The sequence below is a fragment of the Qipengyuania flava genome (assembly GCF_011762005.1).
Classification (GTDB): domain Bacteria; phylum Pseudomonadota; class Alphaproteobacteria; order Sphingomonadales; family Sphingomonadaceae; genus Qipengyuania; species Qipengyuania flava.
The window spans coordinates 114388-135815 of sequence record NZ_JAASQU010000001.1 but is presented as its reverse complement, the minus strand read 5'-3'; the positions used below and the strand labels follow the sequence as shown (position 1 = coordinate 135815).

Below are 21428 nucleotides of genomic sequence, written 5' to 3'. Positions count from 1 at the left end.
GTGAGGGTGTGTCGACGGCCCGCTAGCGAGCCGCCAGGCAGGTACGGATCAGACGCGACGACGCTTGGAAGGACGGACCCCGTTGTGCGGGATCGGCGTCACGTCGCGGATCGAAGTGATGGTGAAGCCCACCGCAGCCAGACCGCGCAGCGCGCTCTCGCGACCCGAGCCCGGGCCCTTCACTTCGACCTCGAGGGTGCGCACGCCGTGCTCGGCAGCCTTGCGGCCCGCGTCGTCGGCGGCGACCTGCGCGGCATAAGGAGTCGACTTGCGGCTGCCCTTGAAGCCCATCATGCCGGCGCTGGACCAGCTGATCGCATTGCCCTGCGCGTCGGTGATGGTGATCATCGTGTTGTTGAAGCTGGCGTTGATGTGCGCGACGCCGCTCGAAATGTTCTTTTTGTCGCGGCGCCTTACGCGGCCGGGTTCGCGTGCCATGATATGTCTTCCTTACAGTCTATCAAGAAGGGAAAAGCGTTTCGGTCGAACCGAAAGCTTACTTCTTCTTGCCGGCGATCGGCTTGGCCTTGCCCTTGCGGGTGCGGGCGTTGGTGTGAGTGCGCTGGCCGCGAACGGGCAGACCGGCACGGTGACGCAGGCCGCGGTAGGACTTGAGGTCCATCAGCCGCTTGATGTTCATCGCGGTTTCGCGACGAAGGTCGCCTTCCACGGTGAAATCCGCATCGATCGTTTCGCGGATGCGGAGGACTTCCTCGTCGGAAAGGTCCTGCACGCGACGCGCGTGATCGATGCCGAGCTTGTCGGCGATCTCAACGGCCTTCGTGCGGCCGATACCGTGAATATAGGTGAGCGCGATGATAACGCGCTTGTTGGTGGGGATGTTTACCCCGGCAATACGAGCCACTTACTTCTCCATGCTCCACAGGTGCCGGAATGGTCCGGCGGTCCTATCTCATCGCTCATTCATCGAGATTTGCGGTACCTGCTGGCACAAAGACCCGGGAAGAGGCAGATAAGGCTGCCGCCTGCCGGACTCACCGCAATGTCGAATGAACCGCGCGCTTAGGGGGATTCGCCCGCGGCGTCAACCGCTCGCGCGCGCAGATGGAACGAGGCCGCCCGCAAGGGGCGGCGACGTCATCTGATGGTGCGATTGTAGCGCTTGCGCGGGCAAAGGTCAAAACCCTTACATGACCCCGAAGGCGAGCATGGCATCCGCAACCTTCTTGAAGCCGGCGATGTTCGCGCCGCGCACGTAATCGACGTAATCGCCCTGCTTGCCATATTCGACGCATTGCTCGTGAATGCCCTCCATCAGCTCGGTCAGCATCTGGCCGAGCCGATCGTGGTTCCAGCTGATGCGCTCGGCATTCTGGCTCATCTCCAGGCCCGAGACCGCAACCCCGCCGGCATTGGCGGCCTTCCCGGGGCCATACATGAGCTGCGCGTCATGGAAGACCTTCACCCCGTCGAGCGTGGTCGGCATATTGGCACCCTCGGCCACGGCGATGCAGCCATTGGCCACCAGCGCGCGGGCCTCATCCTCGTTCAACTCGTTCTGCGTTGCACAGGGTAGTGCGAGGTCGCATTCCACGTCCCAGGGGCGCTTGCCCTCGTGGAAACTGGCATTGGTGAAATGGTCGGCATACTCGCTGATGCGTCCGCGGCGCTCGTTCTTGAGCCGCTTGACCCAGTCGATCTTTTCCTGGTCGATGCCATCGGGATCGTGGATGAACCCGCCGCTGTCCGATAGCGTCAGCACCTTTCCGCCCAGCTGGAGAATCTTCTCCGCCGCATGCGTGGCGACATTGCCCGAACCGGAGATGACCGCGGCCTTGCCCTCGACATCCTGCCCGGCATGCCTGAGCATGTTCTGCATGAAGTAAACCGCGCCATATCCGGTCGCCTCGGGGCGCATCTTCGAGCCGCCATATTCGGTGCCCTTGCCGGTCAGCACGCCTTCCCAGCGATTGGTGATGCGCTTGTACTGGCCGAACATGTAGCCGATCTCGCGGCTGCCGACGCCGATATCGCCTGCGGGGACATCGGTATCGGGGCCGATATGCCGCTGCAATTCAGTCATGAAGCTCTGGCAGAACCGCATCACCTCGCTGTCGCTCTTGCCCTTGGGGTTGAAGTTCGCGCCACCCTTGCCGCCGCCCATCGGCAAGCCTGTCAGCGAGTTCTTGAAGGTCTGCTCGAATGCGAGGAACTTGAGCACGCTTTCGTTCACGGTGGGGTGAAAGCGGATGCCGCCCTTGTAGGGGCCGATCGCATTGTTGTTCTGTACGCGCCAGCCACGCTGGACCCGGATGCAGTGATTGTCGTCTTCCCAGCACACGCGGAAGCTGACGATGCGGTCAGGCTCAGCGATCCGGCGCAGGATCTGCGCCTCGTGATATTCTTCCTTGTCTTCGATGAAGTCGAAGACGTCCTGCGCCACCTCCTGGACAGCCTGGACGAATTCGTCCTGCCCCGGATTGCGCTTCTTCACTCCTTCCATGAAGGTCGGAAGATCCACGTGCCTGTCGTAAACGGATGCCATGTCGCAATTCCCCCCTTGTGCTCGAATGAGCCGGTAGATTGTCGCGACCCCGGCGCCCGTTGTGGTCGGGCACTCTGCGGATTGACTATTCCTTGCTGCCCAAGGCGTCGATCTGCGCCTCGATGCTGCTATCCTCGGCGACAGGCTGGTCCGCTGTCGCCGGTTCTTCCTCCGCGCCGTCGTCGAGCCCCCCGAGGTGATCGCGCAGGCCAGCGAGTTGCTGGCTCATCACCGCATCGACTGCCTTGGCGATGGTATCCACCTCATAGCGCATGTAGCCGCCAACGACATATTCCCAGCGAATGCGCGTGCCCCCGTCCACTTCCTCGAGCGTGATCGTCAGCACACCTGTGGCGGGTTCACCCTGCAGCGGGCCGAGGCCGCCGCGCATGCGAAGGTTCTTGAGCGGATAGGCTTGAATCACCTGCATGTGCTGGACGCTGCCGTCGAGCGAGAAACCGTCTTCGCGATCCTCGCCCGGCACGCGTTCGCAGAAACAGCCGCCGGCCTGGGGAGTCAGCGTCATATTCGCAGCGTCGGCGGACCAGGTGTGCGCATCGTTCCACCACTGGCCAGGGCGAATCAGCGCGAGCCACGTTTCCATGGGGCTGGCCGCAACTTCGGCCATGTCTTGGGTCACGAAACCCTGCGAGCTGGTTTCGACGACTTCGGCCGCTGCCGGCGCCGCAGCGCCGAGTGCAGCTGCGGCCAGGATCGTATGGGCAAACCGCATGGGACCTCCCTCCCCTTCATCGGGAAAGGTCCTAGGACAAACCGGCGGGCTTTGAAACCCGCCCGAACTGTCAGCGGGTCAGAACCGCGTCGATTGCGCTGGTAACATCCTCGATCGAGGCCATGCCGTCGACGCGGCTGACGATCCCGCGCTCTTCGTATCCGGGCAGGATCGGCGCCGTCTTGCCCCGATACTCCTGCATCCGCTTGCGTACGGTTTCCTCATTGTCATCCGGACGACGCTTGAATTCGGTCGATCCGCACTTGTCGCACACACCGGCCTCCGCCGGCTGTTTGAACACGTCGTGATAGCCCTCGCCGCAATTGGCGCAGGTGTAGCGACCCGTAATCCGCTCGACGAGCGCGTCCTCGTTGACATGCAGTTCAATCACGTGGTCGAGCTTGCGGCCGTGCTTGGCAAGAATGTCGTCGAGCTGGTCGGCCTGCGCCGCAGTGCGTGGATAACCATCGAAGATCGCGCCGACATCGGGGCCCATGTCGGCCAGCTTGGCGTCGATCATGGCCGAGACGATCTCGTCAGAAACGAGCCCGCCCGTATCCATAATGTCGGCGACCTTGCGCCCCAGTTCGGTATCGGCCTTGCGCGTTTCGCGCAGCATGTCGCCGGTCGAAAGCTGGCGCATCCCGTGATGTTCGACGAGGCGCTGGGCCTGCGTCCCCTTACCGGCGCCCGGAGGGCCCAGGAGGATAATATCCATTGCGTAAAGTCCCCTTCGCCCGTGCTGTGCCTTAACGCAGGCGTCCCTTCAACTTCGCTTTCTTGATCAGGTCGCCATACTGGTGCGCCAGCAGGTGCGACTGGATCTGGCTGATGGTGTCGACCGTAACGTTCACCACGATCAGCAGGCTGGTGCCGCCAAGGAACAGCGGGACGCCGGTCTGCGCGATCATGTATTCGGGCAGCACGCAGACGATGGTCAGGTAGATCGCTCCGATCACCGTGATGCGCGTCAGCACGTAATCGAGATATTCCTCGGTCCGCTTGCCCGGACGGATGCCGGGAATGAAGCCGCCGTTCTTCTTCAGATTGTCCGCGGTTTCCTCGGGATTGAAGACGATCGCGGTGTAGAAGAAGCAGAAGAAGATGATACCGATCGCATAGAGCGTCATGTACAGCGGCTGCCCGTGCTGCAGGTATTGCAGCGTGCTCTGCAGCACCCCGCCAGCAGCACTGTCGGTGTCGACCGAATTGCCGGCAAATTGCGTGATCGTCAGCGGCAGGAGCAGCAGCGAACTGGCGAAGATCGGCGGGATCACGCCTGCCGTGTTGAGCTTGAGCGGCAAGTGCGACCTGTCTGCCTGCATCATGCCGCGCTGCGTCGCGCGCTTCGGATACTGGATCAGCAATCGACGCTGCGCGCGCTCCATGAAGCAGATGCCGAGGATCAGCGCGACGACCATGACGATCAGGCCGACGATGATGCCGGTCGGGATCGAGCCTTCCGAATAACCCTGGCCGAGGTTCGAAACGAAGGTCGGGAATTGCGCGACAATGCCCGCCATGATGATCAGCGAAACGCCGTTGCCGATCCCGCGACTGGTGATCTGCTCGCCCAGCCACAGCAGGAACATGGTCCCGCCGACGAGGCTGATGACCGCGCCGACGCGGAACATGACGCCGGGTTCGACCACTGCCTGCATTCCGCTTTGTGCGCCGAAACTCTCAAGGCCGGACGCAAGGAACCAACCCTGGATCGCGCACAGGAAGACCGTACCGTAACGGGTGTACTGGTTGAGCTTCTGCCGCCCGACAGTGCCCTCTTTCTTGAGTGCGGCCAGCGTCGGGTGCAGCGCCGCAGCCAGCTGCACGACGATCGAGGCGGTAATATAGGGCATGACGCCGAGCGCGATGAGGCTCATGCGCTCGAGGCTGCCGCCCGAGAAGGTGTTGAACAGGTCGAGGATACCGCCGCGCGTCTGATCGTAGAGATCGCTCAGGATCAGCGGGTTCACGCCGGGCAGCGGAACGAAGCTGAGAAAGCGGAACACGATCAGGGCTCCGATGGTGAACCAGATACGGTTCTTCAGCTCGGTAGCCTTGGAGAAGTTTGCGAGGCTCATATTGCTCGCGATATTGTCGGCGCGTGATGCCATGAGAATCTGTTCAATCCTGAATTGGCGCCGGTCCCTCCCGGCACAGGAAGGCTAGATAGGAAGCGGGGAGCGGAATGTCGAACCCCGCTCCCCGAATTATCCGCTTACTTTGCCTTGGCAGCCTTGTTGGCTTCGGCGCGAGCAGCCTTCTTTTCGTGCTCGGGCTTATCGGCAGCGATCACTTCGACCTTGCCGCCGGCCTTTTCGACCGCTTCGATCGCGCCCTTCGAGGCACCGGCGACCTTGAAGCTGACCTTGGCCTTGAGTTCGCCCTTACCGAGCAGACGCACGCCGTCCTTACCACCGCGCGCGAGGCCGGCAGCCTTCAGCGCTTCATGATCGACGACCTTCGAACCGTCGAGCTTCTTGGCGTCGATGAACTTCTGGACCATGCCGATGTTCACTTCCGCGTAGTCCTTGCCGAACGGATTGTTGAAGCCGCGCTTCGGCAGGCGCATGTGCAGCGGCATCTGGCCGCCTTCGAAGCCCTTGATGGCAACGCCCGAACGGCTCTTCTGACCCTTCTGGCCGCGGCCGCCGGTCTTGCCCTTGCCCGAGCCGATGCCCCGGCCGATGCGGATCCGGCTCTTGCGTGCGCCGTCGTTGTCGCGGATATCATTCAGTTTCATAGTGCACTCGCTTTCGCTTTCTAAAGCCCCGTTGCGGGGTTCGCGCTGTTGGGAAGGGGGCGCCGATAGTCGGTTTGACCATACTTGTCGACCCCGAATCCGGTGGGCCGAACGTGTGGCAGTATTTGGGCGGATGTTAGATCGTGGACAAGAGAGGGGTGCTTCGCGGCGGCGAGTGGTCAGCGCACACGGATAAATCGCATGGCGCTCGTCACTGGATCTTTGCCGGGGGCATGCTGACGCTGCTCGCGATCGTCACCCGGATGGCAACCTACGGCCATCCCGATCTGCATGTCGATGAAGCATTCTACTTCGCCGCGGGCGTCGAAGTGGCCCAGGGCGCGGTACCATTCGTTGACGTGTGGGATCGCAAACCACCCGGGCATTTCATGCTCTTTGCCGCCCTCGCGATGATCTCGAACTGCTTCGTTACCTACCAGATTGCCGCCACTCTGTTCGCAGCCGCCACTGCAATCGCCATCTACACCATTGCGCGTCGCCTCGTTTCACCGTGGCAGGCCTCGCTCGGCGGGGTCATCTACCTGCTTTCGATTTGCCTGTTTCACGGCCAGGGCGGGCAAAGCCCGATCTTCTACAATCTGTTCATGGCAACCGCCGCCGCCGCTCTATTAGCCGCATCCACCGCGTTTGACAGACGACGCGGGCAGGCATTCGTGGCGACGGCGATGCTGCTTGCCGGAATCGCGATCACGATCAAGACGACCGCAGTCTTCGAGGCGATATGGTTCGGTATCTTCGCCGCGCTGCTGCAAATCCGCTCTAGCGGGTTGGGAGCCGTGTCGCTCCGTCGGATAATTGGCTGGATTGGTTTGGGCGCACTGCCCACCCTGCTCTTCGCAGCGTGGTACGCAGCCAGCGGCTATTGGGACGAATACTGGACGGCGATGGTATTATCCAACCTGCGCAAGCCGGTCGAGGAAACCGGAAACCTGAGTCGCCTCGCCATTCTGGTCATGATGCTTCTCCCGCTGCTCGCGGCGAGCTCAGTGGCTATGGTTCGGATCGCCGGGCTGGAGAAGGGATTCTTCGCCGGCTGGCTGGTGGCAGCCGTCATCGGTTTCGTGTCGGTGCCAGCCTTCTACCTGCATTACACGCTGCCACTTCTGGTGCCGCTGTGCGCATTGACGCCTGTAGCTCTTGGCCTTCCCAGGCTTGGCGCGACTCTCCTTGGAACCGCGGCCGTCACGCCCGCTCTTTTCTATTCATTCTTCGATTTCGCCGATACACGCAAAGCGCAAGCGGCGATGACCGTATTACTCGAAGCCGTCGAACGCAGTGAGGGCGACGGCCCGGTACTGATCTATCACGGCCCACCCCTGCTCTACACTTTGAGTGGTACGAAATTCCCGACCGCTCTGGCCTTCCCCAATCACCTTCATAGCGCGGCAGAACGCAACGTTAGCCATATCGACACGCTGTCGGAAGTTCGCCGATTGCTCGCACTCGATCCCGCCACGATCATCGACCGCAAAACAGCAGCGACCAATACCCAGACCGCCGCACTGGTTCGATCCTATGCGCGCGAAAACTGCCGCGTTCTAGCGTCCGAACCGATGATGAAGGGATGGGATATCGAAGTCGTCGTTCATGGCGACTGCAAAGTGCCCGCGCCGAAATAGAAAAGGCCGGGCTGCGCTGGTGCGCGGCCCGGCCCTTGCTGTTCTATGGCAGTGATCGATTAATCGACCACGGTCACCAGATGCGGGATCTTGGCAATCGCGCCACGCACCTCGGGGGTGTCCTGGCGTTCGACGACCTTCTGCATCTTGCCGAGGCCCAGACCGATCAGAATCTTCTTCTGACTTTCCGGACGACGGATCGGCGAACCGATCTGCTTGATCTTGATGGTTTTCGCTTTGGCCATCGATCTTACTCCGCGATAGCGGCGGCGTCGGCTTCAGCCTCGGCCTCCGAAGCGCCACCCCGGCCAAGCAGGTCGGAGACCTTCTTGCCGCGACGCTGTGCCACCGACTTCGGCGAAGTCTGGTTGGTCAGCGCGTCGAAGGTTGCGCGGATCATGTTGTAGGGATTCGAGGTGCCGACCGACTTGGTCACCACGTCGGCAACGCCGAGGCTCTCGAACACGGCACGCATCGGACCACCGGCGATGATGCCGGTACCCGGAGGCGCGGTGCGCACGGTGACCTTGCCGGCACCGAAGTGGCCCTTGCCGTCGTGATGGAGGGTGCGGCCCTCCTTCAGCGGGACACGGACCATCTTCTTGCGCGCAGCGGCAGTTGCCTTGCTGATCGCCTCGGGCACTTCGCGGGCCTTGCCCTTGCCGAAGCCCACACGGCCCTGGCCGTCGCCGACCACCACGAGCGCAGCGAAACCGAAGCGCTTACCGCCCTTCACCGTCTTGCTGACGCGATTGATATGGACGAGCTTTTCGATGATGCCGTCGTCTTCTTCCTCGCGACGGTTGCCACGACGGTTGTCGCGACCCCCGCGACCGCGGCCACCGCCACGGTTGTCACGGCCGCCACGGCCCTGACGTTCGCGCGGCTGGCCTTCGGCGCCCTGCGCAGGCGACTGGTTGGTCGCTGCTTCGGACGGCGTATCGGCGACTGCCGGCTGCTCGTTGGTCACCGCGGTTTCCGTCTGGGCGGTCACGGTTTCTTCGTTCTTGGTTTCGTCAGCCATCATCAGAACTCCAGCCCGCCTTCACGAGCGGCGTCGGCCAGCGCCTTGACGCGGCCATGGAACAGGAAGCCGCCGCGATCGAACACGACGGTAGTCACGCCGGCCTTCTTGGCAGCAGCGGCGATGTCGGAGCCGACCTTCTTGGCGGCGTCGACATTGGCGCCCGAGCCCTTCGCACCCAGCGTCGATGCGGCGGCAACGGTCTTGCCGGCGGCATCGTCGATGATCTGGGCGTAGATGTGCTTGCCGGTGCGGTGCACCGACAGGCGGGGCTTGCCGCCCGACACGCTGCGCAGAGCGGTACGGACGCGACGACGGCGACGTTCAAAGAGAGAGAGCTTTGCCATCTTACTTCTTCTTCCCTTCCTTGCGGAAGATATACTCGCCGCGGTACTTGATGCCCTTGCCCTTGTAAGGCTCGGGCTTGCGCCACTTGCGAACGTTCGCCGCAAACTGGCCCACGGCCTGCTTGTCGATCCCGCTGATCTCGACCGTGGTCTGATCCGGAGTCTTCACTTCGAGACCCTCGGGCACGTCGAGGTCGACGTCGTGCGAATAGCCGAGCTGAAGCTTGAGCTTCTTGCCCTGTGCCTGCGCACGGTAACCGACACCGTTGATCTCGAGGACCTTGGTGAAGCCTTCGGTAACGCCTTCGACCAGGTTCGACACCATCGTGCGCTGCATGCCCCAATGGTTGCGGGCAGCGCGGGTCTCATTGGCCGGCTTGACCGAGATTTCGCCGTCTTCGAGCTTGTATTCGATAAGGTCCGAAAGACCCATCGTGAGCGTGCCCTTGGGGCCCTTCACGCTGAGCGTCTTCCCTTCGATATTGGCGGTGACCCCGCTCGGGATCGCCACCGACCTCTTGCCGATGCGGCTCATCAGAACACCTCCGCCAGCACTTCGCCGCCGACGTTTTCAGTGCGCGCTTCGGCATCCGAAAGCACACCCTTGGGCGTCGAGACGATGGTGATGCCAAGGCCGTTGCGCACAATCGGAAGTTCCTTCGAACCCGAGTAGACGCGGCGGCCAGGCTTGGAGACGCGGGCAACGTGCTTGATCGCAGGTTCACCCTCGAAATACTTCAGTTCGATCCGCAGCTGTGCGTGCTTCGCCGAAGCGTCTTCGCTGTAGCCACGGATGTAGCCTTCGCGCTGTAGCACTTCGAGAACGTTCGCACGCAGCTTGCTGGCGGGCGAAAGGACGCTGTCCTTCTTCGCACGCTGGCCGTTGCGGATGCGGGTGAGCATATCACCCAGGGGATCGGTCATAGCCATCTGTCTTTACCTCACCAGCTCGACTTGGTCAGGCCTGGGATCAGGCCCTTGTTGCCGAGGTCGCGCAGTTCGATACGGTTGAGACCGAACTTGCGGTAGTAGCCGCGCGGGCGGCCGGTGGTGGAGCAGCGGTTGCGCACCCGGGTCGGGTTCGCATTGCGCGGCAGTTCCGCCATCTTGAGACGCGCCATCAGGCGTTCGGTCTCGTCGAGCGATTCATCGTCGGCGATAGCCTTAAGCTTCGCAAACTTTTCCGCATACTGCTTGACGAGCTTCTTGCGACGCTCGTTCTTGTTGATCGAACTCAGTTTCGCCATTGGACTTAAGTTCCTCTTCTAGCGGCTCACGCCGCCTCCTTGTCTTCCGACTGTTCAGCCGGGAACGGGAAACCGAACAGGCGGAGCAGTTCGCGCGCCTCTTCGTCGGTCTTCGCCGTCGTGGTTACAATGATGTCCATCCCCCGGACCTTGTCGATCTGATCGTAGCTGATCTCGGGAAAGATGATCTGTTCCTTCAGGCCCATGGCATAGTTGCCACGGCCGTCGAACGACTTCGGGTTGAGGCCACGGAAGTCACGGATGCGCGGCATGGCCACGGTGACCAGGCGATCCATGAATTCGTACATGCGTTCGCGGCGCAGGGTAACCTTGCAACCGATCGGCATGCCTTCACGCAGCTTGAACTGCGCGATCGACTTCTTGGCTTTGGTGATGACCGGCTTCTGGCCGGCGATCAGCGCCATTTCCTCGGCTGCGGTCTGGACCTTCTTCTTGTCCTGGCTGGCTTCGCCGACACCCATGTTGAGCGTGACTTTTTCCAGCTTGGGGACTTCGAGACGGTTCTTGTAGCCGAATTTCTCGGTCATCGCCTTGACGATCTGCTCGTCGTAGCGCTGCTTCATGCGGGGCGTATAATCAGCCATCGATAGTCTCCCCGGACTTCACGGCAACGCGCACCTTCTTGCCGTCCTTCTCTTCGAAACGGACGCGGGTGGGCTTGCCATCCTTCGGATCGGCCAGCGCAACCTTGCTGATGGACATCGGCGCTTCGAAGCGATCGATGCCACCCTGCGGGTTCTGCTGGGTCGGCTTGCGGTGACGGGCGGCGACGTTCACGCCTTCGACGACGACCTTGCCGTCTTTCGGCATGACCTTCGCGACGGTGCCGGTCTTGCCCTTGTCCTTGCCGGACAGGACGACGACGCTGTCACCCTTCTTGATCTTAGCGGCAGCCATTACAGCACCTCCGGAGCAAGCGAGATGATCTTCATGAAGCCGCGGCCGCGCAGTTCGCGCACCACCGGGCCGAAGATACGGGTGCCGATCGGCTCTTCGCTCTTGTTCACGAGCACCGCGGCATTGCTGTCGAAGCGGATCACGCTGCCATCGGGGCGGCGGACGTCCTTCTTCGTGCGCACGATGACGGCGCGATGGACATCGCCCTTCTTCACCTTGGTGCGCGGCTGGGCTTCCTTGACGGAAACCACGATCACGTCGCCCACGGAAGCAGTCCGGCGCTTCGAGCCGCCCAGTACCTTGATGCACTGGACGCGCTTTGCGCCGCTGTTGTCCGCGACGTCGAGATTGGATTGCATCTGGATCATCGATCCGGTTCCTTCTCAATGGCTTGCCGGGACATCCGCCCGGCAGTTCCTACGTCAATAAAGCTCAGTTACCGGCGGCTTCGACGTCGAGGTCAGCCTCGACAGCCTGCGTGCCACCTGCGGTAACGCGGTCGATCACCTGCCAGGTCTTGGTCTTGGAGATCGGCTTGGTTTCTTCGATGCGCACGATGTCGCCGAGAGTGAACTCGTTCTGCTCGTCGTGGGCATGGTACTTCTTCGAGCGGCGGATGATCTTCCCGTAAAGCGGGTGCTTCACCTTGCGCTCGACGAGCACGGTCACGGTCTTGTCGGTCTTGTCGGAGGTGACGGTCCCGATCAGGATACGCTTGGGCATGGTCTACTCCTTAAGCCTTCGCTTCAGCCGAGCGCGAACGCTCGCTCTGCAGCGTCTTGATCTTGGCGATCGTGCGGCGGACTTCGCGGATGCGGGCCGGAGCCTCGAGCTGGTTCGTCGCCGCCTGGAAGCGGAGGTTGAACTGCTCGCGCTTGAGCGTGGTCAGCTCTTCGGCCAGCTGGTCGTCCGACTTCTGGCGCAGGTCTTCAGTCTTGGCCATCATTCGCCTCCCAGGTGGGCAGTGTCACCCATGCGGGCAACGACCTTGGTCTTGATCGGCAGCTTCATGGCTGCACGCTCGAACGCTTCGGCGGCCAGCGGGCCAGCGACGCCGTCGAGTTCGAACAGGATACGGCCGGGCTTCACGCGGGCCGCCCAGTATTCGACCGAACCCTTGCCCTTACCCTGACGGACTTCGGCAGGCTTCTTCGACACGGGCACGTCGGGGAAGACGCGGATCCAGAGACGGCCTTGACGCTTGATGTGGCGGGTGATCGCACGACGCGCAGCTTCGATCTGGCGCGCGGTGATCCGCTCCGGTTCCATCGCCTTCAGGCCGTACGACCCGAAGTTCAGCGTGGTGCCGCCCTTGGCGTTGCCATGGATCTTACCCTTGAACGCCTTGCGGTACTTGGTTTTCTTCGGTTGCAGCATGGTTCTTTCCTAATCCTGCAATCAGCGCGCCGGACGGACGCCCGAGGTCTGGGCTTCCATCATGAGGCGGTCCTGCGCGGTCGGGTCATGCGCCATGATCTCGCCCTTGAAGATCCAGCACTTGATGCCGATGATCCCGTAGGCGGTCAGCGCTTCGGCTTCCGCATAGTCGATGTTGGCGCGCAGCGTGTGCAGCGGCACACGGCCTTCGCGATACCATTCCACGCGGGCGATCTCGGCACCGCCGAGACGGCCGCCGCAGGTGATCTTGATGCCTTCCGCGCCGAGACGCAGAGCCGACTGAACGGCGCGCTTCATGGCGCGACGGAAAGCCACGCGGCGGATCAGCTGGTCGGCGATGCCCTGGGCGACGAGCTTGGCGTCGATTTCCGGCTTGCGGATCTCGACGATGTTCAGCTTCACTTCGCTTTCGGTCATCTTCGACAGCTTGGCGCGCAGCTTCTCGATGTCCGCACCCTTCTTGCCGATGATCACACCGGGACGGGCTGCGTAGATCGAGATGCGGCACAGCTTGGCCGGACGCTCGATGACCACCTTCGAGATCGCTGCCTGCGGCAGGCTCTCGACGATGTACTTGCGGATTTCGACATCCTCGCTGAGCAGCTTGGCATAGTCGCGCCCTTCGGCGTACCAGCGGCTGTCCCAGGTGCGGTTGATCTGCAGGCGCAGACCGATCGGGTTGCTCTTATGGCCCATCTTACGCCTCTTCCTGCTCGCGGACGACGATGCGAAGGCGGCTGAACGGCTTCAGGATGCGCGTCGACTTGCCGCGACCACGGGTGTGGAAGCGCTTCATCGTGATCGACTTGCCCACCGAAGCCTCGGCAACGACCAGTGCGTCGACATCGAGGTTGTGGTTGTTTTCCGCATTGGCGATTGCCGATGCGAGAACCTTCGTGGCGTCCTTGGCCATCGCCTTCTTCGAGAAAGCGAGGATGTTGAGCGCCTCTTCGGCCTTCTTGCCGCGGATCAGCGCAGCAACGAGGTTCAGCTTCTGCGCCGAACCACGGATCGTGGTCCCGACGGCGAGCGCCTCGTTGTCGGCTACGCGACGGGGTGCTTTCTGCTTGCTCATCAGCGCTTACCCTTCTTGTCGGCGGCGTGGCCCGGGAAAGTGCGCGTGGGCGCGAATTCACCGAGCTTGTGGCCGACCATCTCTTCCGAAACGGAGACCGGGATGAACTTGTGTCCATTGTAGACGTTGAACGTCAGACCAACGAACTGCGGCAGGATGGTGGAACGGCGCGACCAGGTCTTGATCGGCTTGGCGCCACCGGCGTCCTGGGCGGTCTCGGCCTTCTTCAGAAGGCTGAGCTCGACGAACGGACCTTTCCAGACGGAACGAGCCATGTCGGATTACCTCTTCTTCTTCGCGTGGCGCGAACGGATGATCATCTTGTCCGTCTGCTTGTTCTTGCGGGTACGGGCGCCCTTGGTCGGCTTGCCCCACGGAGTGACCGGGTGACGGCCACCGCTCGTGCGGCCTTCACCACCGCCATGCGGGTGGTCGACCGGGTTCTTGGCGACGCCGCGGGTCAGCGGCTTGATGCCCATCCAGCGACGACGACCGGCCTTGCCCAGGTTCTGGTTCTGGTTGTCCGGGTTCGACACGGCGCCGACGGTGCCCATGCAGTCGGCACGCAGATAACGCTGCTCGCCGCTGTTCAGACGAACGATGACCATGCCCCGGTCACGACCGACGAGCTGGACATAGGAACCCGCAGCACGGGCGATCTGGCCGCCCTTGCCCGGCTTCATTTCGACATTGTGGCAGATCGTGCCGACCGGCATCTGACCCAGCAGCATGGCGTTGCCAGGCTTGGTGTCGGCCTTCTCGGCAGCGATCACCTTGTCGCCGACAGCGAGACGCTGCGGGGCAAGGATGTAAGCCAGTTCGCCGTCGTCGTACTTCACCAGCGCGATGAACGCAGTGCGGTTCGGGTCATATTCCAGACGCTCGACGATGCCTTCGACGTCCCACTTGCGACGCTTGAAGTCGACGTAGCGGTACTTCTGCTTGTGGCCACCGGCCATGCCGCGCGAAGTGACGTGGCCCTTGTTGTTACGGCCACCGGTCTTGCGCTTGCCTTCGACGAGCGACTTGACCGGCTTGCCCTTGTAGAGGCCCGACTTGTCGACGAGGATCAGGCCGCGACGGCCCGGGCTCGTTGGTTTGTAGTTCTTGAGTGCCATTTCTCTCTAGCCCCTCAGATACCGCTGGTGACGTCGATGGGCTTACTGTCAGCAGTAAGCGTCACGATCGCCTTCTTCATGTCGGTGCGCTTGTAGGGCTTGCCCTTCCAGCGCTTGGTCTTGCCCTTCACAACAACGGTATTCACGTTCGCAACCGTCGCACCAAAGATCGCCTCGACAGCTTCCTTGATCTGCGGCTTGGTGGCATCGTTGGCGACCTTAAAGACGACGGCGTTGTTTTCCGACGCCAGCGTGGCCTTCTCGGTGATGTGCGGTGCGAGCACGACGTCGTAGTGACGCGCCTCCACTTCCTGCTTCTTAGCCATTGAAACGGGCCTCCAGCTTTTCGACCGCGTCCTTGGTGAGGACCAGCGTGTCGTGCTTCAGGATGTCGTAGACGTTGGCGCCCATCGCCGGCAGCACATTGACGCCGGGGATGTTACGGGCAGCCTTGCTGAAACCGTCATTGACGCTTTCGCCGTCGATCACGAGGACCTTGCCGCTCCAGCCATTCTTGCCGAACGTCGCCACAAGCGCCTTGGTCTTGGCATCCTTGAGCTCGAGGCTGTCGACGACCACGAGGCCATCCTTCGCCTTGCTCGACAGAGCCATCTTCAGGCCGAGAGCGCGGACCTTCTTGTTCAGCGACTGCTCGAAGTCGCGCTTGCGCGCACCGTGAGCCTTGCCGCCGCCAATGAAGATCGGCGCGCCGCGATCACCGTGGCGAGCCGTGCCGCCGCCCTTCTGGCGACCCCACTTCTTGCCGGTGCGGGCCACGTCCGAACGCTCGCGCGTCGGGCGGGCAGTGCCGCGGCGGTTCTCGAGCTGCCAGGTGACAACGCGATGGAGGATGTCGGCACGCGGCTCGAGACCGAACACGTCATCGTTCAGTTCGATGTCGCCCGACGCCTTGCCGTCGATTTTCTGGACCTTCACCTTCACGGATCAGCCCTCCTTGTTCTCGTCCGAGCCGGTGTCGGCTGCGGGCGTATCGGTGGTGTTTTCGGTGTCGGCACCGGCTTCCTGCTGCTTGAGCAGGGCTTCCTGCTGTTCGGCGGAAATTTCGGTACCGGCTTCGTGCTCGGCCGCACCTTCAACGAGGCCTGCATCAGCTTCCTGATGCTCGAATTCGTCACGGTTGCGATACATCACACCGGGGAACGGCAGCTCCTCGTGATTGATCTTGACCGCGTCCTTGACCAGCAGCCAGCCATTCTTCGCGCCGGGCACCGAGCCCTTCACGAACAGCAAGCCGCGATCGGCGTCGGTACGGACGATCTCGAGGTTCTGCTGGGTGCGCTGACGGTCGCCCATGTGGCCGGCCATCTTCTTGCCCTTGAACACGCGACCCGGATCCTGGCGGTTACCCGTCGAACCGTGCGAACGGTGCGAGAGCGAAACGCCGTGGGTGGCACGCAGACCGCCGAAGCCCCAACGCTTCATGGCGCCGGCAAAGCCCTTACCCTGCGTGTGACCGGTGATGTCGACCTTCTGGCCGGCAATGAAGTGCTCGGCCGAGATGCGGGCACCGACCGGAAGCAGAGCCTCCTCGGTGTCGACGCGGAATTCGGCGACCTTCATCTTCAGCGGAACGCCAGCCTTGGCGAAGGCTTCGCGCTGCGGCTTGTTGACGTTCTTCTGCTTGGCTTCGCCCGAACCCACCTGGACCGCGAAGTAACCATCGCGATCTTCGGTGCGGTGAGCAGTGACCTGACAATTTTCCAGAGCCAGAACGGTGACCGGCACGTGCCGACCGTCCTCCTGGAAGAGGCGGGTCATCCCGACTTTCTTTGCGATAACGCCTGTGCGCATCGTAAAACTCCTAACACAGAGGCACCCCGGCCCATCCGAGGTGCTTGCCAGCCCGTTTTATGATGCGTCGCCCCGTCCGGGCCAGGTGCCTCCGCAGCGTGATGCCTTGGAAACGAGACGGGGGACGCAGACCCGGATAAATCCGGCGGTATCCCGATGTCTTGCCAGACCTTGCGATCCGGCGGGGCTATCGAGCGCCCCGTAACTTTCCTGCCCGCTTAACGTCCGGCAGGGAGACCGAAATCGCGGCTTAGGCCAGCTTGATTTCGACGTTCACGCCCGCTGCGAGGTCGAGCTTCATCAGCGCGTCGACGGTCTGGGCGTTGGGCTGCACGATGTCGAGCAGCCGCTTGTAGGTGCGCACCTCGAACTGCTCGCGCGACTTCTTGTCGATGTGCGGGCCGCGGTTCACGGTGAACTTCTCGATACGCGTCGGCATGGGAATGGGGCCGCGAATAAGAGCACCCGTACGACGCGCGGTGTCTGCGATTTCGCCAGTAGCCTGGTCGAGAACGCGATGGTCGAACGCCTTGAGGCGAATGCGGATATTCTGAGCTTCCATTACCTACACCGATGCGAAAGAGCCAATGGATCGACTGGCGACCCACAAAAAAGAAAGGCCTGCCCCGCTGACACCCGGTTTCCCGGAACGGGCGACCTTTCATGAATTCGTTTAGCGGGGACGAATCCCCGTCTCTGGGCGGGCATATACGGGGGCGACTCGTTTCTGGCAACCCCTCAAATCCGCGCAATTTTCAATGACGGAATATGACACGACCAGACGTGCGTGAGAGCCGGTCAAAGCCCTCACAAAAAGCGAAGGCCCGCCCCTCAGAACGAGGAGCGGGCCAACGTTTTCAGCGGGTGCTGACGAAGATTACTTGGTGATCTTCGCAACAACGCCCGAGCCGACGGTGCGGCCGCCTTCGCGGATTGCGAAGCGCAAGCCTTCGTCCATGGCGATCGGAGCGATCAGCTTGACCGAGATGGTCACGTTGTCGCCCGGCATCACCATTTCGGTGCCTTCGGGAAGGATCACTTCGCCGGTCACGTCGGTGGTGCGGAAGTAGAACTGCGGACGGTAGTTCGCGAAGAACGGCGTGTGACGGCCACCTTCGTCCTTCGACAGGACGTAGACTTCTGCACTGAACTCGGTGTGCGGGGTAACCGAACCGGGCTTTGCGAGGACCTGACCACGCTCCACATCTTCACGGCTGATGCCGCGGATCAGGGCACCGATGTTGTCGCCGGCTTCACCGCGGTCGAGCAGCTTGCGGAACATTTCGACGCCGGTCACGGTCGTCTTGGTGGTGTCCTTGATGCCGACGATTTCGACTTCGTCGCCAACGTTCACAACGCCGGTTTCGACGCGGCCGGTGACAACCGTACCACGACCCGAGATCGAGAACACGTCCTCGATCGGCATCAGGAAGTTCTGGTCGACCGGACGATCGGGCTGCGGGATGTGCTCGTCGACAGCCTTCATCAGCTCGATGATCGATTCCTTGCCGATGTTGTCGTCACGGCCTTCGAGAGCGGCCAGAGCCGAGCCCTTGATGATCGGAATGTTGTCGCCGTCGAAGTCGTAGGCGCTAAGCAGTTCGCGAACTTCCAGCTCGACGAGCTCGAGGATTTCCTCGTCATCGACCTGGTCGACCTTGTTCAGGTAAACGACCAGCGCCGGAACGCCGACCTGACGCGAAAGCAGGATGTGCTCGCGGGTCTGCGGCATCGGGCCGTCAGCAGCGTTCACCACCAGGATCGCGCCGTCCATCTGGGCGGCACCGGTGATCATGTTCTTCACGTAGTCGGCGTGGCCCGGGCAGTCGACGTGTGCGTAGTGACGCGCGTCGGTTTCATACTCGACGTGCGCGGTCGAGATGGTGATGCCGCGCTCACGCTCTTCGGGCGCCTTGTCGATGTTTGCGAAATCGACGGCCGCACCGCCGTAGGTGTCGGCCATGACCTTGGTGATAGCCGCGGTCAGCGTGGTCTTGCCGTGGTCGACGTGACCGATGGTGCCGATGTTGCAGTGCGGCTTGTTACGCTCGAACTTTTCCTTCGCCATTTTCCAATAACCTTTGTCTAAAAATTTGGGATTTCTGCGGGGAGGAAACGGCGCCCGCGGAATCAGGCGCCGCCCCTAGACCTCAAAGCTGGCTTACGCAAGCTTCTCCTTGACTTCCTGCGCGACGTTGGCCGGCACTTCGTCGTAGTGGCTGAACTGCATCGAGTACTGTGCACGTCCCTGAGTGAACGAACGCAGCTCGTTGACGTAGCCGAACATGTTGGCCAGCGGCACGAAGGCGTCGACCGCCTGCGCATTGCCGCGGCTGTCGGTGCCCTGGATCTGGCCACGACGCGAGTTGAGGTCGCCGATGACATCGCCGAGGTAGTCCTCGGGGGTCACGACCTCGACCTTCATGATCGGTTCGAGCAACTTGATGCCCGAACGGTCCGCCACTTCGCGCATCGCACCGCGACCGGCGATTTCGAACGCGATCGCGCTCGAGTCAACGTCGTGGTAGGCACCGTCGTACAGCGTGACGGTGAAGTCGATGATCGGGAAGCCGACAAGGTGGCCGCTTTCGGCCTGTTCGCGCATGCCCTTTTCGATCGCGGGGATGTATTCCTTCGGAATGTTACCGCCCTTGATCTCGTCTTCGAAGACGAAGCCCTGGCCGCGTTCACCCGGGGTGACCTTGACCTTGACGCGGCCGAACTGGCCCGAGCCACCCGACTGCTTCTTGTGGGTGTAGTCGACGTCGACCGGCTTGCCGAGATATTCGCGGTAAGCCACCTGCGGTGCGCCCACGTTCGCCTCGACCTTGAACTCGCGCTTCATGCGATCGACCAGAATGTCGAGGTGAAGCTCGCCCATGCCCTTGATGATCGTTTGGCCCGATTCATGATCGGTGGTGACGCGGAAGCTGGGATCCTCGGCGGCCAGGCGGTTGAGCGCGACGCCCATCTTTTCCTGGTCGGCCTTGGTCTTGGGTTCCACCGACAGCTCGATGACCGGCTCGGGGAATTCCATGCGCTCGAGGATGATCGGCTTCGAAGCGTCGCACAGCGTGTCGCCGGTCGTCGTTTCCTTGAGGCCGGCAATCGCGACGATGTCGCCCGCGAATGCCTCGTCGATGTCCTCGCGGTTGTTCGAGTGCATCAGCAGCATGCGGCCGATCTTTTCCTTCTTCTCCTTGACCGAGTTCAGGACCGAACCCTTGGTCAGGTGGCCCGAATAGATGCGGGTGAAGGTAAGCGAACCGACGAACGGGTCGTTCATGATCTTGAACGCCAGTGCGGCGAAAGGCGCATCATCCGACGAAGGACGGGTGTCCTCCTGGTCGCTGTCGGGTAGGACGCCCTTGATGGCCGGAACGTCGAGCGGGCTCGGCATGTAGTCGACAACGGCGTCGAGCAGGGGCTGGACACCCTTGTTCTTGAACGCCGAGCCGCACAGCACGGGCACGAAATCGCGAGCCATGGTGCCCTTGCGGATGAGCTTCTTGAGCGTCGCCGCATCGGGCTCGGTGCCTTCGAGATAGGCTTCCATGACATCGTCGTCCTGTTCGACGGCGGTCTCGATCAGCTTCTCGCGATACTCGGCAGCCTTGTCAGCCAGATCGGCAGGGATGTCGACGTAGTTGAACGTCGCGCCCAGGCCGTCGTTTTCCCACACGATGCCGCGGTTGTTGACGAGGTCGACAACACCCGACAGGTCGCTTTCGGCGCCGATCGGGAGGTAGAGCACCAGCGGGGTCGCACCGAGGCGGTCGATAATCGACTGCACGCAGTAGTAGAAGTCGGCGCCGGTGCGGTCTAGCTTGTTGATGAAGCACATGCGCGGGACGCCGTACTTGTCGGCCTGGCGCCAGACGGTTTCGGACTGGGGTTCGACCCCGGCCACGCCGTCGAACACGGCGACCGCACCGTCGAGCACGCGCAGCGAGCGTTCGACTTCAATCGTGAAGTCGACGTGCCCGGGGGTGTCGATGATGTTGATGCGGTGCTTTTCGCCCTTGCCGTCCTCGTTCTGCCAGAAGGTGGTCGTGGCGGCCGAGGTGATGGTGATGCCGCGTTCCTGCTCCTGCTCCATCCAGTCCATCGTCGCGGCGCCGTCGTGGACTTCGCCGATCTTGTAGGACTTGCCGGTGTAGTAGAGGATACGCTCGGTCGTGGTGGTCTTGCCGGCATCGATGTGCGCCATGATGCCGATATTGCGGTACCGCTCCAGCGGATAGTCGCGAGCCATAGGGATTTCCTCGATTGCGGGGTTGGCGTGTCGCCCGCCCCATATGGGTAACAGTGTGACCGGTTAAAGACAGCTGCCGCGCGACCCGACGCCGCGCGGCCCCGCCCTGCCCCGGCCGCGGCCTACCAGCGGTAGTGCGAGAAGGCGCGGTTGGCGTCCGCCATGCGGTGCGTGTCTTCGCGCTTCTTGACCGCGTTGCCGCGATTGTTGGCCGCATCCATCAGCTCGCCCGAGAGGCGTGCCGACATGGTGGTTTCGGGGCGCCCGCGCGCGGCGGTGATGAGCCAGCGGATGGCCAGCGCCTGCGCACGCTCGGGACGCACTTCGACGGGGACCTGGTAGGTCGCACCGCCGACACGGCGCGAACGCACTTCGACCTGCGGCTTGATGTTGTCGAGCGCGGTGTGGAACAGCTCGACCGGGTTCGACTTGGCCTTCGCTTCGACCACGTCCAGCGCGGTGTAGACGATGCCTTCGGCAACGGCCTTCTTACCGTCGAGCATGAGGTTGTTCATGAACTTCGACAGGACCTGATCACCGAACTTGGGATCAGGCAGGATTTCCCGCTTCTCGGGACGACGACGACGTGACATTTTTTCAAACTCCTTCGGA

The 21428-nt window shown here is 62.3% G+C and carries 31 protein-coding genes; 1 reads left to right on the top strand and 30 read right to left on the bottom strand.

Annotated elements, in window-relative coordinates; all coding sequences use genetic code 11:
• Positions 1 to 48 precede the first annotated feature (48 nt).
• From rpsK to rplO, 7 genes are all read right to left on the bottom strand, one after another.
• On the bottom strand, positions 49 to 438 hold the full coding sequence (rpsK, locus tag FHS69_RS00735; RefSeq protein ID WP_006831904.1) for a 30S ribosomal protein S11: 390 nt from the start codon (positions 436 to 438) through the stop codon (positions 49 to 51).
• A gap of 58 nt (positions 439 to 496) precedes the next feature.
• A complete protein-coding gene (gene rpsM, locus FHS69_RS00730; RefSeq protein WP_067464710.1) occupies positions 497 to 865 on the bottom strand; it encodes a 30S ribosomal protein S13 in 369 nt (122 codons plus the stop codon).
• A gap of 282 nt (positions 866 to 1147) precedes the next feature.
• The gene (gdhA, locus tag FHS69_RS00725; RefSeq protein WP_094062845.1) at positions 1148 to 2506 is read right to left on the bottom strand and encodes an NADP-specific glutamate dehydrogenase; all 1359 of its coding nucleotides are present in this window, start codon (positions 2504 to 2506) and stop codon (positions 1148 to 1150) included.
• 85 nt (positions 2507 to 2591) lie between these two features.
• Entirely contained in the window at positions 2592 to 3239 is a 648-nt protein-coding gene (locus tag FHS69_RS00720; RefSeq protein WP_166775766.1) for an SRPBCC domain-containing protein, read from the bottom strand.
• A gap of 70 nt (positions 3240 to 3309) precedes the next feature.
• A complete protein-coding gene (locus FHS69_RS00715) occupies positions 3310 to 3957 on the bottom strand; it encodes an adenylate kinase (RefSeq protein WP_067676145.1) in 648 nt (215 codons plus the stop codon).
• 31 nt (positions 3958 to 3988) lie between these two features.
• On the bottom strand, positions 3989 to 5353 hold the full coding sequence (gene secY, locus FHS69_RS00710; RefSeq protein ID WP_067464727.1) for a preprotein translocase subunit SecY: 1365 nt from the start codon (positions 5351 to 5353) through the stop codon (positions 3989 to 3991).
• A 104-nt stretch (positions 5354 to 5457) separates the two neighbouring features.
• Positions 5458 to 5982 (bottom strand): 50S ribosomal protein L15, encoded by a 525-nt coding sequence (rplO, locus tag FHS69_RS00705; protein ID WP_067464730.1) that lies wholly within the window; start codon positions 5980 to 5982, stop codon positions 5458 to 5460.
• A gap of 233 nt (positions 5983 to 6215) precedes the next feature.
• On the opposite strand from rplO, the gene FHS69_RS00700 reads away from it, so the two are divergent.
• Positions 6216 to 7622, top strand: a complete 1407-nt coding sequence (locus FHS69_RS00700; RefSeq protein WP_166775764.1) for a glycosyltransferase family 39 protein — start codon at positions 6216 to 6218, stop codon at positions 7620 to 7622.
• A gap of 59 nt (positions 7623 to 7681) precedes the next feature.
• On the opposite strand, the gene rpmD is transcribed toward FHS69_RS00700, so the two are convergent.
• The 23 genes from rpmD to rpsG all read right to left on the bottom strand — a co-directional run bounded on the left by rpmD (position 7682) and on the right by rpsG (position 21409).
• The gene (rpmD, locus tag FHS69_RS00695; protein WP_067464735.1) at positions 7682 to 7867 is read right to left on the bottom strand and encodes a 50S ribosomal protein L30; all 186 of its coding nucleotides are present in this window, start codon (positions 7865 to 7867) and stop codon (positions 7682 to 7684) included.
• A gap of 5 nt (positions 7868 to 7872) precedes the next feature.
• Positions 7873 to 8649, bottom strand: a complete 777-nt coding sequence (rpsE, locus tag FHS69_RS00690) for a 30S ribosomal protein S5 (RefSeq protein ID WP_208380050.1) — start codon at positions 8647 to 8649, stop codon at positions 7873 to 7875.
• Complete coding sequence (gene rplR / locus FHS69_RS00685; RefSeq protein ID WP_067464738.1) at positions 8649 to 8993, bottom strand: 50S ribosomal protein L18; 345 nt, start codon at positions 8991 to 8993, stop codon at positions 8649 to 8651. The genes rpsE and rplR overlap by 1 nt, the downstream gene beginning before the upstream one ends.
• Position 8994: 1 nt before the next feature.
• Positions 8995 to 9528 carry a 50S ribosomal protein L6 gene (gene rplF / locus FHS69_RS00680; protein WP_067464741.1) on the bottom strand — a complete coding sequence of 178 codons (534 nt, stop codon included), beginning with the start codon at positions 9526 to 9528 and terminating at the stop codon, positions 8995 to 8997.
• Positions 9528 to 9923, bottom strand: a complete 396-nt coding sequence (rpsH, locus tag FHS69_RS00675; protein WP_067464745.1) for a 30S ribosomal protein S8 — start codon at positions 9921 to 9923, stop codon at positions 9528 to 9530. Before rpsH ends, rplF begins: the two co-directional genes overlap by 1 nt.
• 11 nt (positions 9924 to 9934) lie before the next feature.
• On the bottom strand, positions 9935 to 10240 hold the full coding sequence (gene rpsN / locus FHS69_RS00670) for a 30S ribosomal protein S14 (RefSeq protein WP_050599045.1): 306 nt from the start codon (positions 10238 to 10240) through the stop codon (positions 9935 to 9937).
• A 26-nt stretch (positions 10241 to 10266) separates the two neighbouring features.
• Entirely contained in the window at positions 10267 to 10845 is a 579-nt protein-coding gene (rplE, locus tag FHS69_RS00665) for a 50S ribosomal protein L5 (protein ID WP_067464749.1), read from the bottom strand.
• A complete protein-coding gene (gene rplX / locus FHS69_RS00660; protein WP_067464752.1) occupies positions 10838 to 11158 on the bottom strand; it encodes a 50S ribosomal protein L24 in 321 nt (106 codons plus the stop codon). The genes rplE and rplX overlap by 8 nt, the downstream gene beginning before the upstream one ends.
• Positions 11158 to 11526 (bottom strand): 50S ribosomal protein L14, encoded by a 369-nt coding sequence (gene rplN / locus FHS69_RS00655; RefSeq protein WP_067464754.1) that lies wholly within the window; start codon positions 11524 to 11526, stop codon positions 11158 to 11160. Before rplN ends, rplX begins: the two co-directional genes overlap by 1 nt.
• 64 nt (positions 11527 to 11590) lie before the next feature.
• Positions 11591 to 11881, bottom strand: coding sequence for a 30S ribosomal protein S17 (gene rpsQ / locus FHS69_RS00650; RefSeq protein ID WP_067464755.1), 291 nt, complete (start codon positions 11879 to 11881; stop codon positions 11591 to 11593).
• 10 nt (positions 11882 to 11891) lie between these two features.
• A complete protein-coding gene (gene rpmC / locus FHS69_RS00645; RefSeq protein WP_067464826.1) occupies positions 11892 to 12101 on the bottom strand; it encodes a 50S ribosomal protein L29 in 210 nt (69 codons plus the stop codon).
• The gene (gene rplP, locus FHS69_RS00640; RefSeq protein ID WP_067464756.1) at positions 12101 to 12535 is read right to left on the bottom strand and encodes a 50S ribosomal protein L16; all 435 of its coding nucleotides are present in this window, start codon (positions 12533 to 12535) and stop codon (positions 12101 to 12103) included. Before rplP ends, rpmC begins: the two co-directional genes overlap by 1 nt.
• A gap of 21 nt (positions 12536 to 12556) precedes the next feature.
• Positions 12557 to 13252: a 30S ribosomal protein S3 gene (gene rpsC / locus FHS69_RS00635; RefSeq protein WP_067464758.1), complete on the bottom strand. Its 696-nt coding sequence runs from the start codon at positions 13250 to 13252 to the stop codon at positions 12557 to 12559.
• 1 nt (position 13253) lies between these two features.
• Positions 13254 to 13631: a 50S ribosomal protein L22 gene (gene rplV, locus FHS69_RS00630; protein ID WP_067464760.1), complete on the bottom strand. Its 378-nt coding sequence runs from the start codon at positions 13629 to 13631 to the stop codon at positions 13254 to 13256.
• Positions 13631 to 13906, bottom strand: a complete 276-nt coding sequence (gene rpsS / locus FHS69_RS00625; RefSeq protein ID WP_067464762.1) for a 30S ribosomal protein S19 — start codon at positions 13904 to 13906, stop codon at positions 13631 to 13633. Before rpsS ends, rplV begins: the two co-directional genes overlap by 1 nt.
• Positions 13907 to 13912: 6 nt before the next feature.
• On the bottom strand, positions 13913 to 14749 hold the full coding sequence (rplB, locus tag FHS69_RS00620) for a 50S ribosomal protein L2 (RefSeq protein WP_166775762.1): 837 nt from the start codon (positions 14747 to 14749) through the stop codon (positions 13913 to 13915).
• Positions 14750 to 14763: 14 nt separating this feature from the next.
• Complete coding sequence (locus FHS69_RS00615; protein ID WP_166775760.1) at positions 14764 to 15075, bottom strand: 50S ribosomal protein L23; 312 nt, start codon at positions 15073 to 15075, stop codon at positions 14764 to 14766.
• Positions 15068 to 15691, bottom strand: a complete 624-nt coding sequence (rplD, locus tag FHS69_RS00610; RefSeq protein WP_067504748.1) for a 50S ribosomal protein L4 — start codon at positions 15689 to 15691, stop codon at positions 15068 to 15070. The genes FHS69_RS00615 and rplD overlap by 8 nt, the downstream gene beginning before the upstream one ends.
• 3 nt (positions 15692 to 15694) lie before the next feature.
• Entirely contained in the window at positions 15695 to 16561 is an 867-nt protein-coding gene (gene rplC, locus FHS69_RS00605; protein ID WP_067676133.1) for a 50S ribosomal protein L3, read from the bottom strand.
• 250 nt (positions 16562 to 16811) lie between these two features.
• Complete coding sequence (gene rpsJ, locus FHS69_RS00600; RefSeq protein WP_006831877.1) at positions 16812 to 17123, bottom strand: 30S ribosomal protein S10; 312 nt, start codon at positions 17121 to 17123, stop codon at positions 16812 to 16814.
• Positions 17124 to 17438: 315 nt separating this feature from the next.
• Entirely contained in the window at positions 17439 to 18629 is a 1191-nt protein-coding gene (gene tuf, locus FHS69_RS00595) for an elongation factor Tu (protein WP_166775757.1), read from the bottom strand.
• Between the two features lie 93 nt (positions 18630 to 18722).
• A complete protein-coding gene (fusA, locus tag FHS69_RS00590; protein ID WP_067676131.1) occupies positions 18723 to 20816 on the bottom strand; it encodes an elongation factor G in 2094 nt (697 codons plus the stop codon).
• A gap of 122 nt (positions 20817 to 20938) precedes the next feature.
• Entirely contained in the window at positions 20939 to 21409 is a 471-nt protein-coding gene (gene rpsG, locus FHS69_RS00585) for a 30S ribosomal protein S7 (RefSeq protein ID WP_067464780.1), read from the bottom strand.
• Positions 21410 to 21428 lie beyond the last annotated feature (19 nt).

Excerpts from the sequence above, each read along its gene's own strand:
- FHS69_RS00715 (WP_067676145.1), bottom strand. The coding sequence starts at position 3,957 with ATGGATATTATCCTCCTGGGCCCTCCGGGCGCCGGTAAGGGGACGCAG.
- rpsE (WP_208380050.1), bottom strand. The coding sequence starts at position 8,649 with ATGATGGCTGACGAAACCAAGAACGAAGAAACCGTGACCGCCCAGACG.
- rpmD (WP_067464735.1), bottom strand. The coding sequence starts at position 7,867 with ATGGCCAAAGCGAAAACCATCAAGATCAAGCAGATCGGTTCGCCGATC.
- rplF (WP_067464741.1), bottom strand. The coding sequence starts at position 9,528 with ATGAGCCGCATCGGCAAGAGGTCGGTGGCGATCCCGAGCGGGGTCACC.
- rplC (WP_067676133.1), bottom strand. The coding sequence starts at position 16,561 with ATGCGCACAGGCGTTATCGCAAAGAAAGTCGGGATGACCCGCCTCTTC.
- secY (WP_067464727.1), bottom strand. The coding sequence starts at position 5,353 with ATGGCATCACGCGCCGACAATATCGCGAGCAATATGAGCCTCGCAAAC.
- rplR (WP_067464738.1), bottom strand. The coding sequence starts at position 8,993 with ATGGCAAAGCTCTCTCTCTTTGAACGTCGCCGTCGTCGCGTCCGTACC.
- rpsC (WP_067464758.1), bottom strand. The coding sequence starts at position 13,252 with ATGGGCCATAAGAGCAACCCGATCGGTCTGCGCCTGCAGATCAACCGC.
- rpsG (WP_067464780.1), bottom strand. The coding sequence starts at position 21,409 with ATGTCACGTCGTCGTCGTCCCGAGAAGCGGGAAATCCTGCCTGATCCC.
- FHS69_RS00615 (WP_166775760.1), bottom strand. The coding sequence starts at position 15,075 with ATGGCTAAGAAGCAGGAAGTGGAGGCGCGTCACTACGACGTCGTGCTC.
- rplE (WP_067464749.1), bottom strand. The coding sequence starts at position 10,845 with ATGGCTGATTATACGCCCCGCATGAAGCAGCGCTACGACGAGCAGATC.
- fusA (WP_067676131.1), bottom strand. The coding sequence starts at position 20,816 with ATGGCTCGCGACTATCCGCTGGAGCGGTACCGCAATATCGGCATCATG.
- rplB (WP_166775762.1), bottom strand. The coding sequence starts at position 14,749 with ATGGCACTCAAGAACTACAAACCAACGAGCCCGGGCCGTCGCGGCCTG.
- rpmC (WP_067464826.1), bottom strand. The coding sequence starts at position 12,101 with ATGGCCAAGACTGAAGACCTGCGCCAGAAGTCGGACGACCAGCTGGCC.
- tuf (WP_166775757.1), bottom strand. The coding sequence starts at position 18,629 with ATGGCGAAGGAAAAGTTCGAGCGTAACAAGCCGCACTGCAACATCGGC.
- rplP (WP_067464756.1), bottom strand. The coding sequence starts at position 12,535 with ATGCTGCAACCGAAGAAAACCAAGTACCGCAAGGCGTTCAAGGGTAAG.
- rplN (WP_067464754.1), bottom strand. The coding sequence starts at position 11,526 with ATGATCCAGATGCAATCCAATCTCGACGTCGCGGACAACAGCGGCGCA.
- rpsS (WP_067464762.1), bottom strand. The coding sequence starts at position 13,906 with ATGGCTCGTTCCGTCTGGAAAGGTCCGTTCGTCGAGCTCAGCCTTCTG.
- rpsH (WP_067464745.1), bottom strand. The coding sequence starts at position 9,923 with ATGGCTATGACCGATCCCCTGGGTGATATGCTCACCCGCATCCGCAAC.
- rpsK (WP_006831904.1), bottom strand. The coding sequence starts at position 438 with ATGGCACGCGAACCCGGCCGCGTAAGGCGCCGCGACAAAAAGAACATT.
- rplO (WP_067464730.1), bottom strand. The coding sequence starts at position 5,982 with ATGAAACTGAATGATATCCGCGACAACGACGGCGCACGCAAGAGCCGG.
- rplV (WP_067464760.1), bottom strand. The coding sequence starts at position 13,631 with ATGAGCAAGCAGAAAGCACCCCGTCGCGTAGCCGACAACGAGGCGCTC.
- rpsJ (WP_006831877.1), bottom strand. The coding sequence starts at position 17,123 with ATGGAAGCTCAGAATATCCGCATTCGCCTCAAGGCGTTCGACCATCGC.
- FHS69_RS00720 (WP_166775766.1), bottom strand. The coding sequence starts at position 3,239 with ATGCGGTTTGCCCATACGATCCTGGCCGCAGCTGCACTCGGCGCTGCG.
- FHS69_RS00700 (WP_166775764.1), top strand. The coding sequence starts at position 6,216 with ATGCTGACGCTGCTCGCGATCGTCACCCGGATGGCAACCTACGGCCAT.
- gdhA (WP_094062845.1), bottom strand. The coding sequence starts at position 2,506 with ATGGCATCCGTTTACGACAGGCACGTGGATCTTCCGACCTTCATGGAA.
- rplX (WP_067464752.1), bottom strand. The coding sequence starts at position 11,158 with ATGGCTGCCGCTAAGATCAAGAAGGGTGACAGCGTCGTCGTCCTGTCC.
- rpsN (WP_050599045.1), bottom strand. The coding sequence starts at position 10,240 with ATGGCGAAACTGAGTTCGATCAACAAGAACGAGCGTCGCAAGAAGCTC.
- rpsQ (WP_067464755.1), bottom strand. The coding sequence starts at position 11,881 with ATGCCCAAGCGTATCCTGATCGGGACCGTCACCTCCGACAAGACCGAC.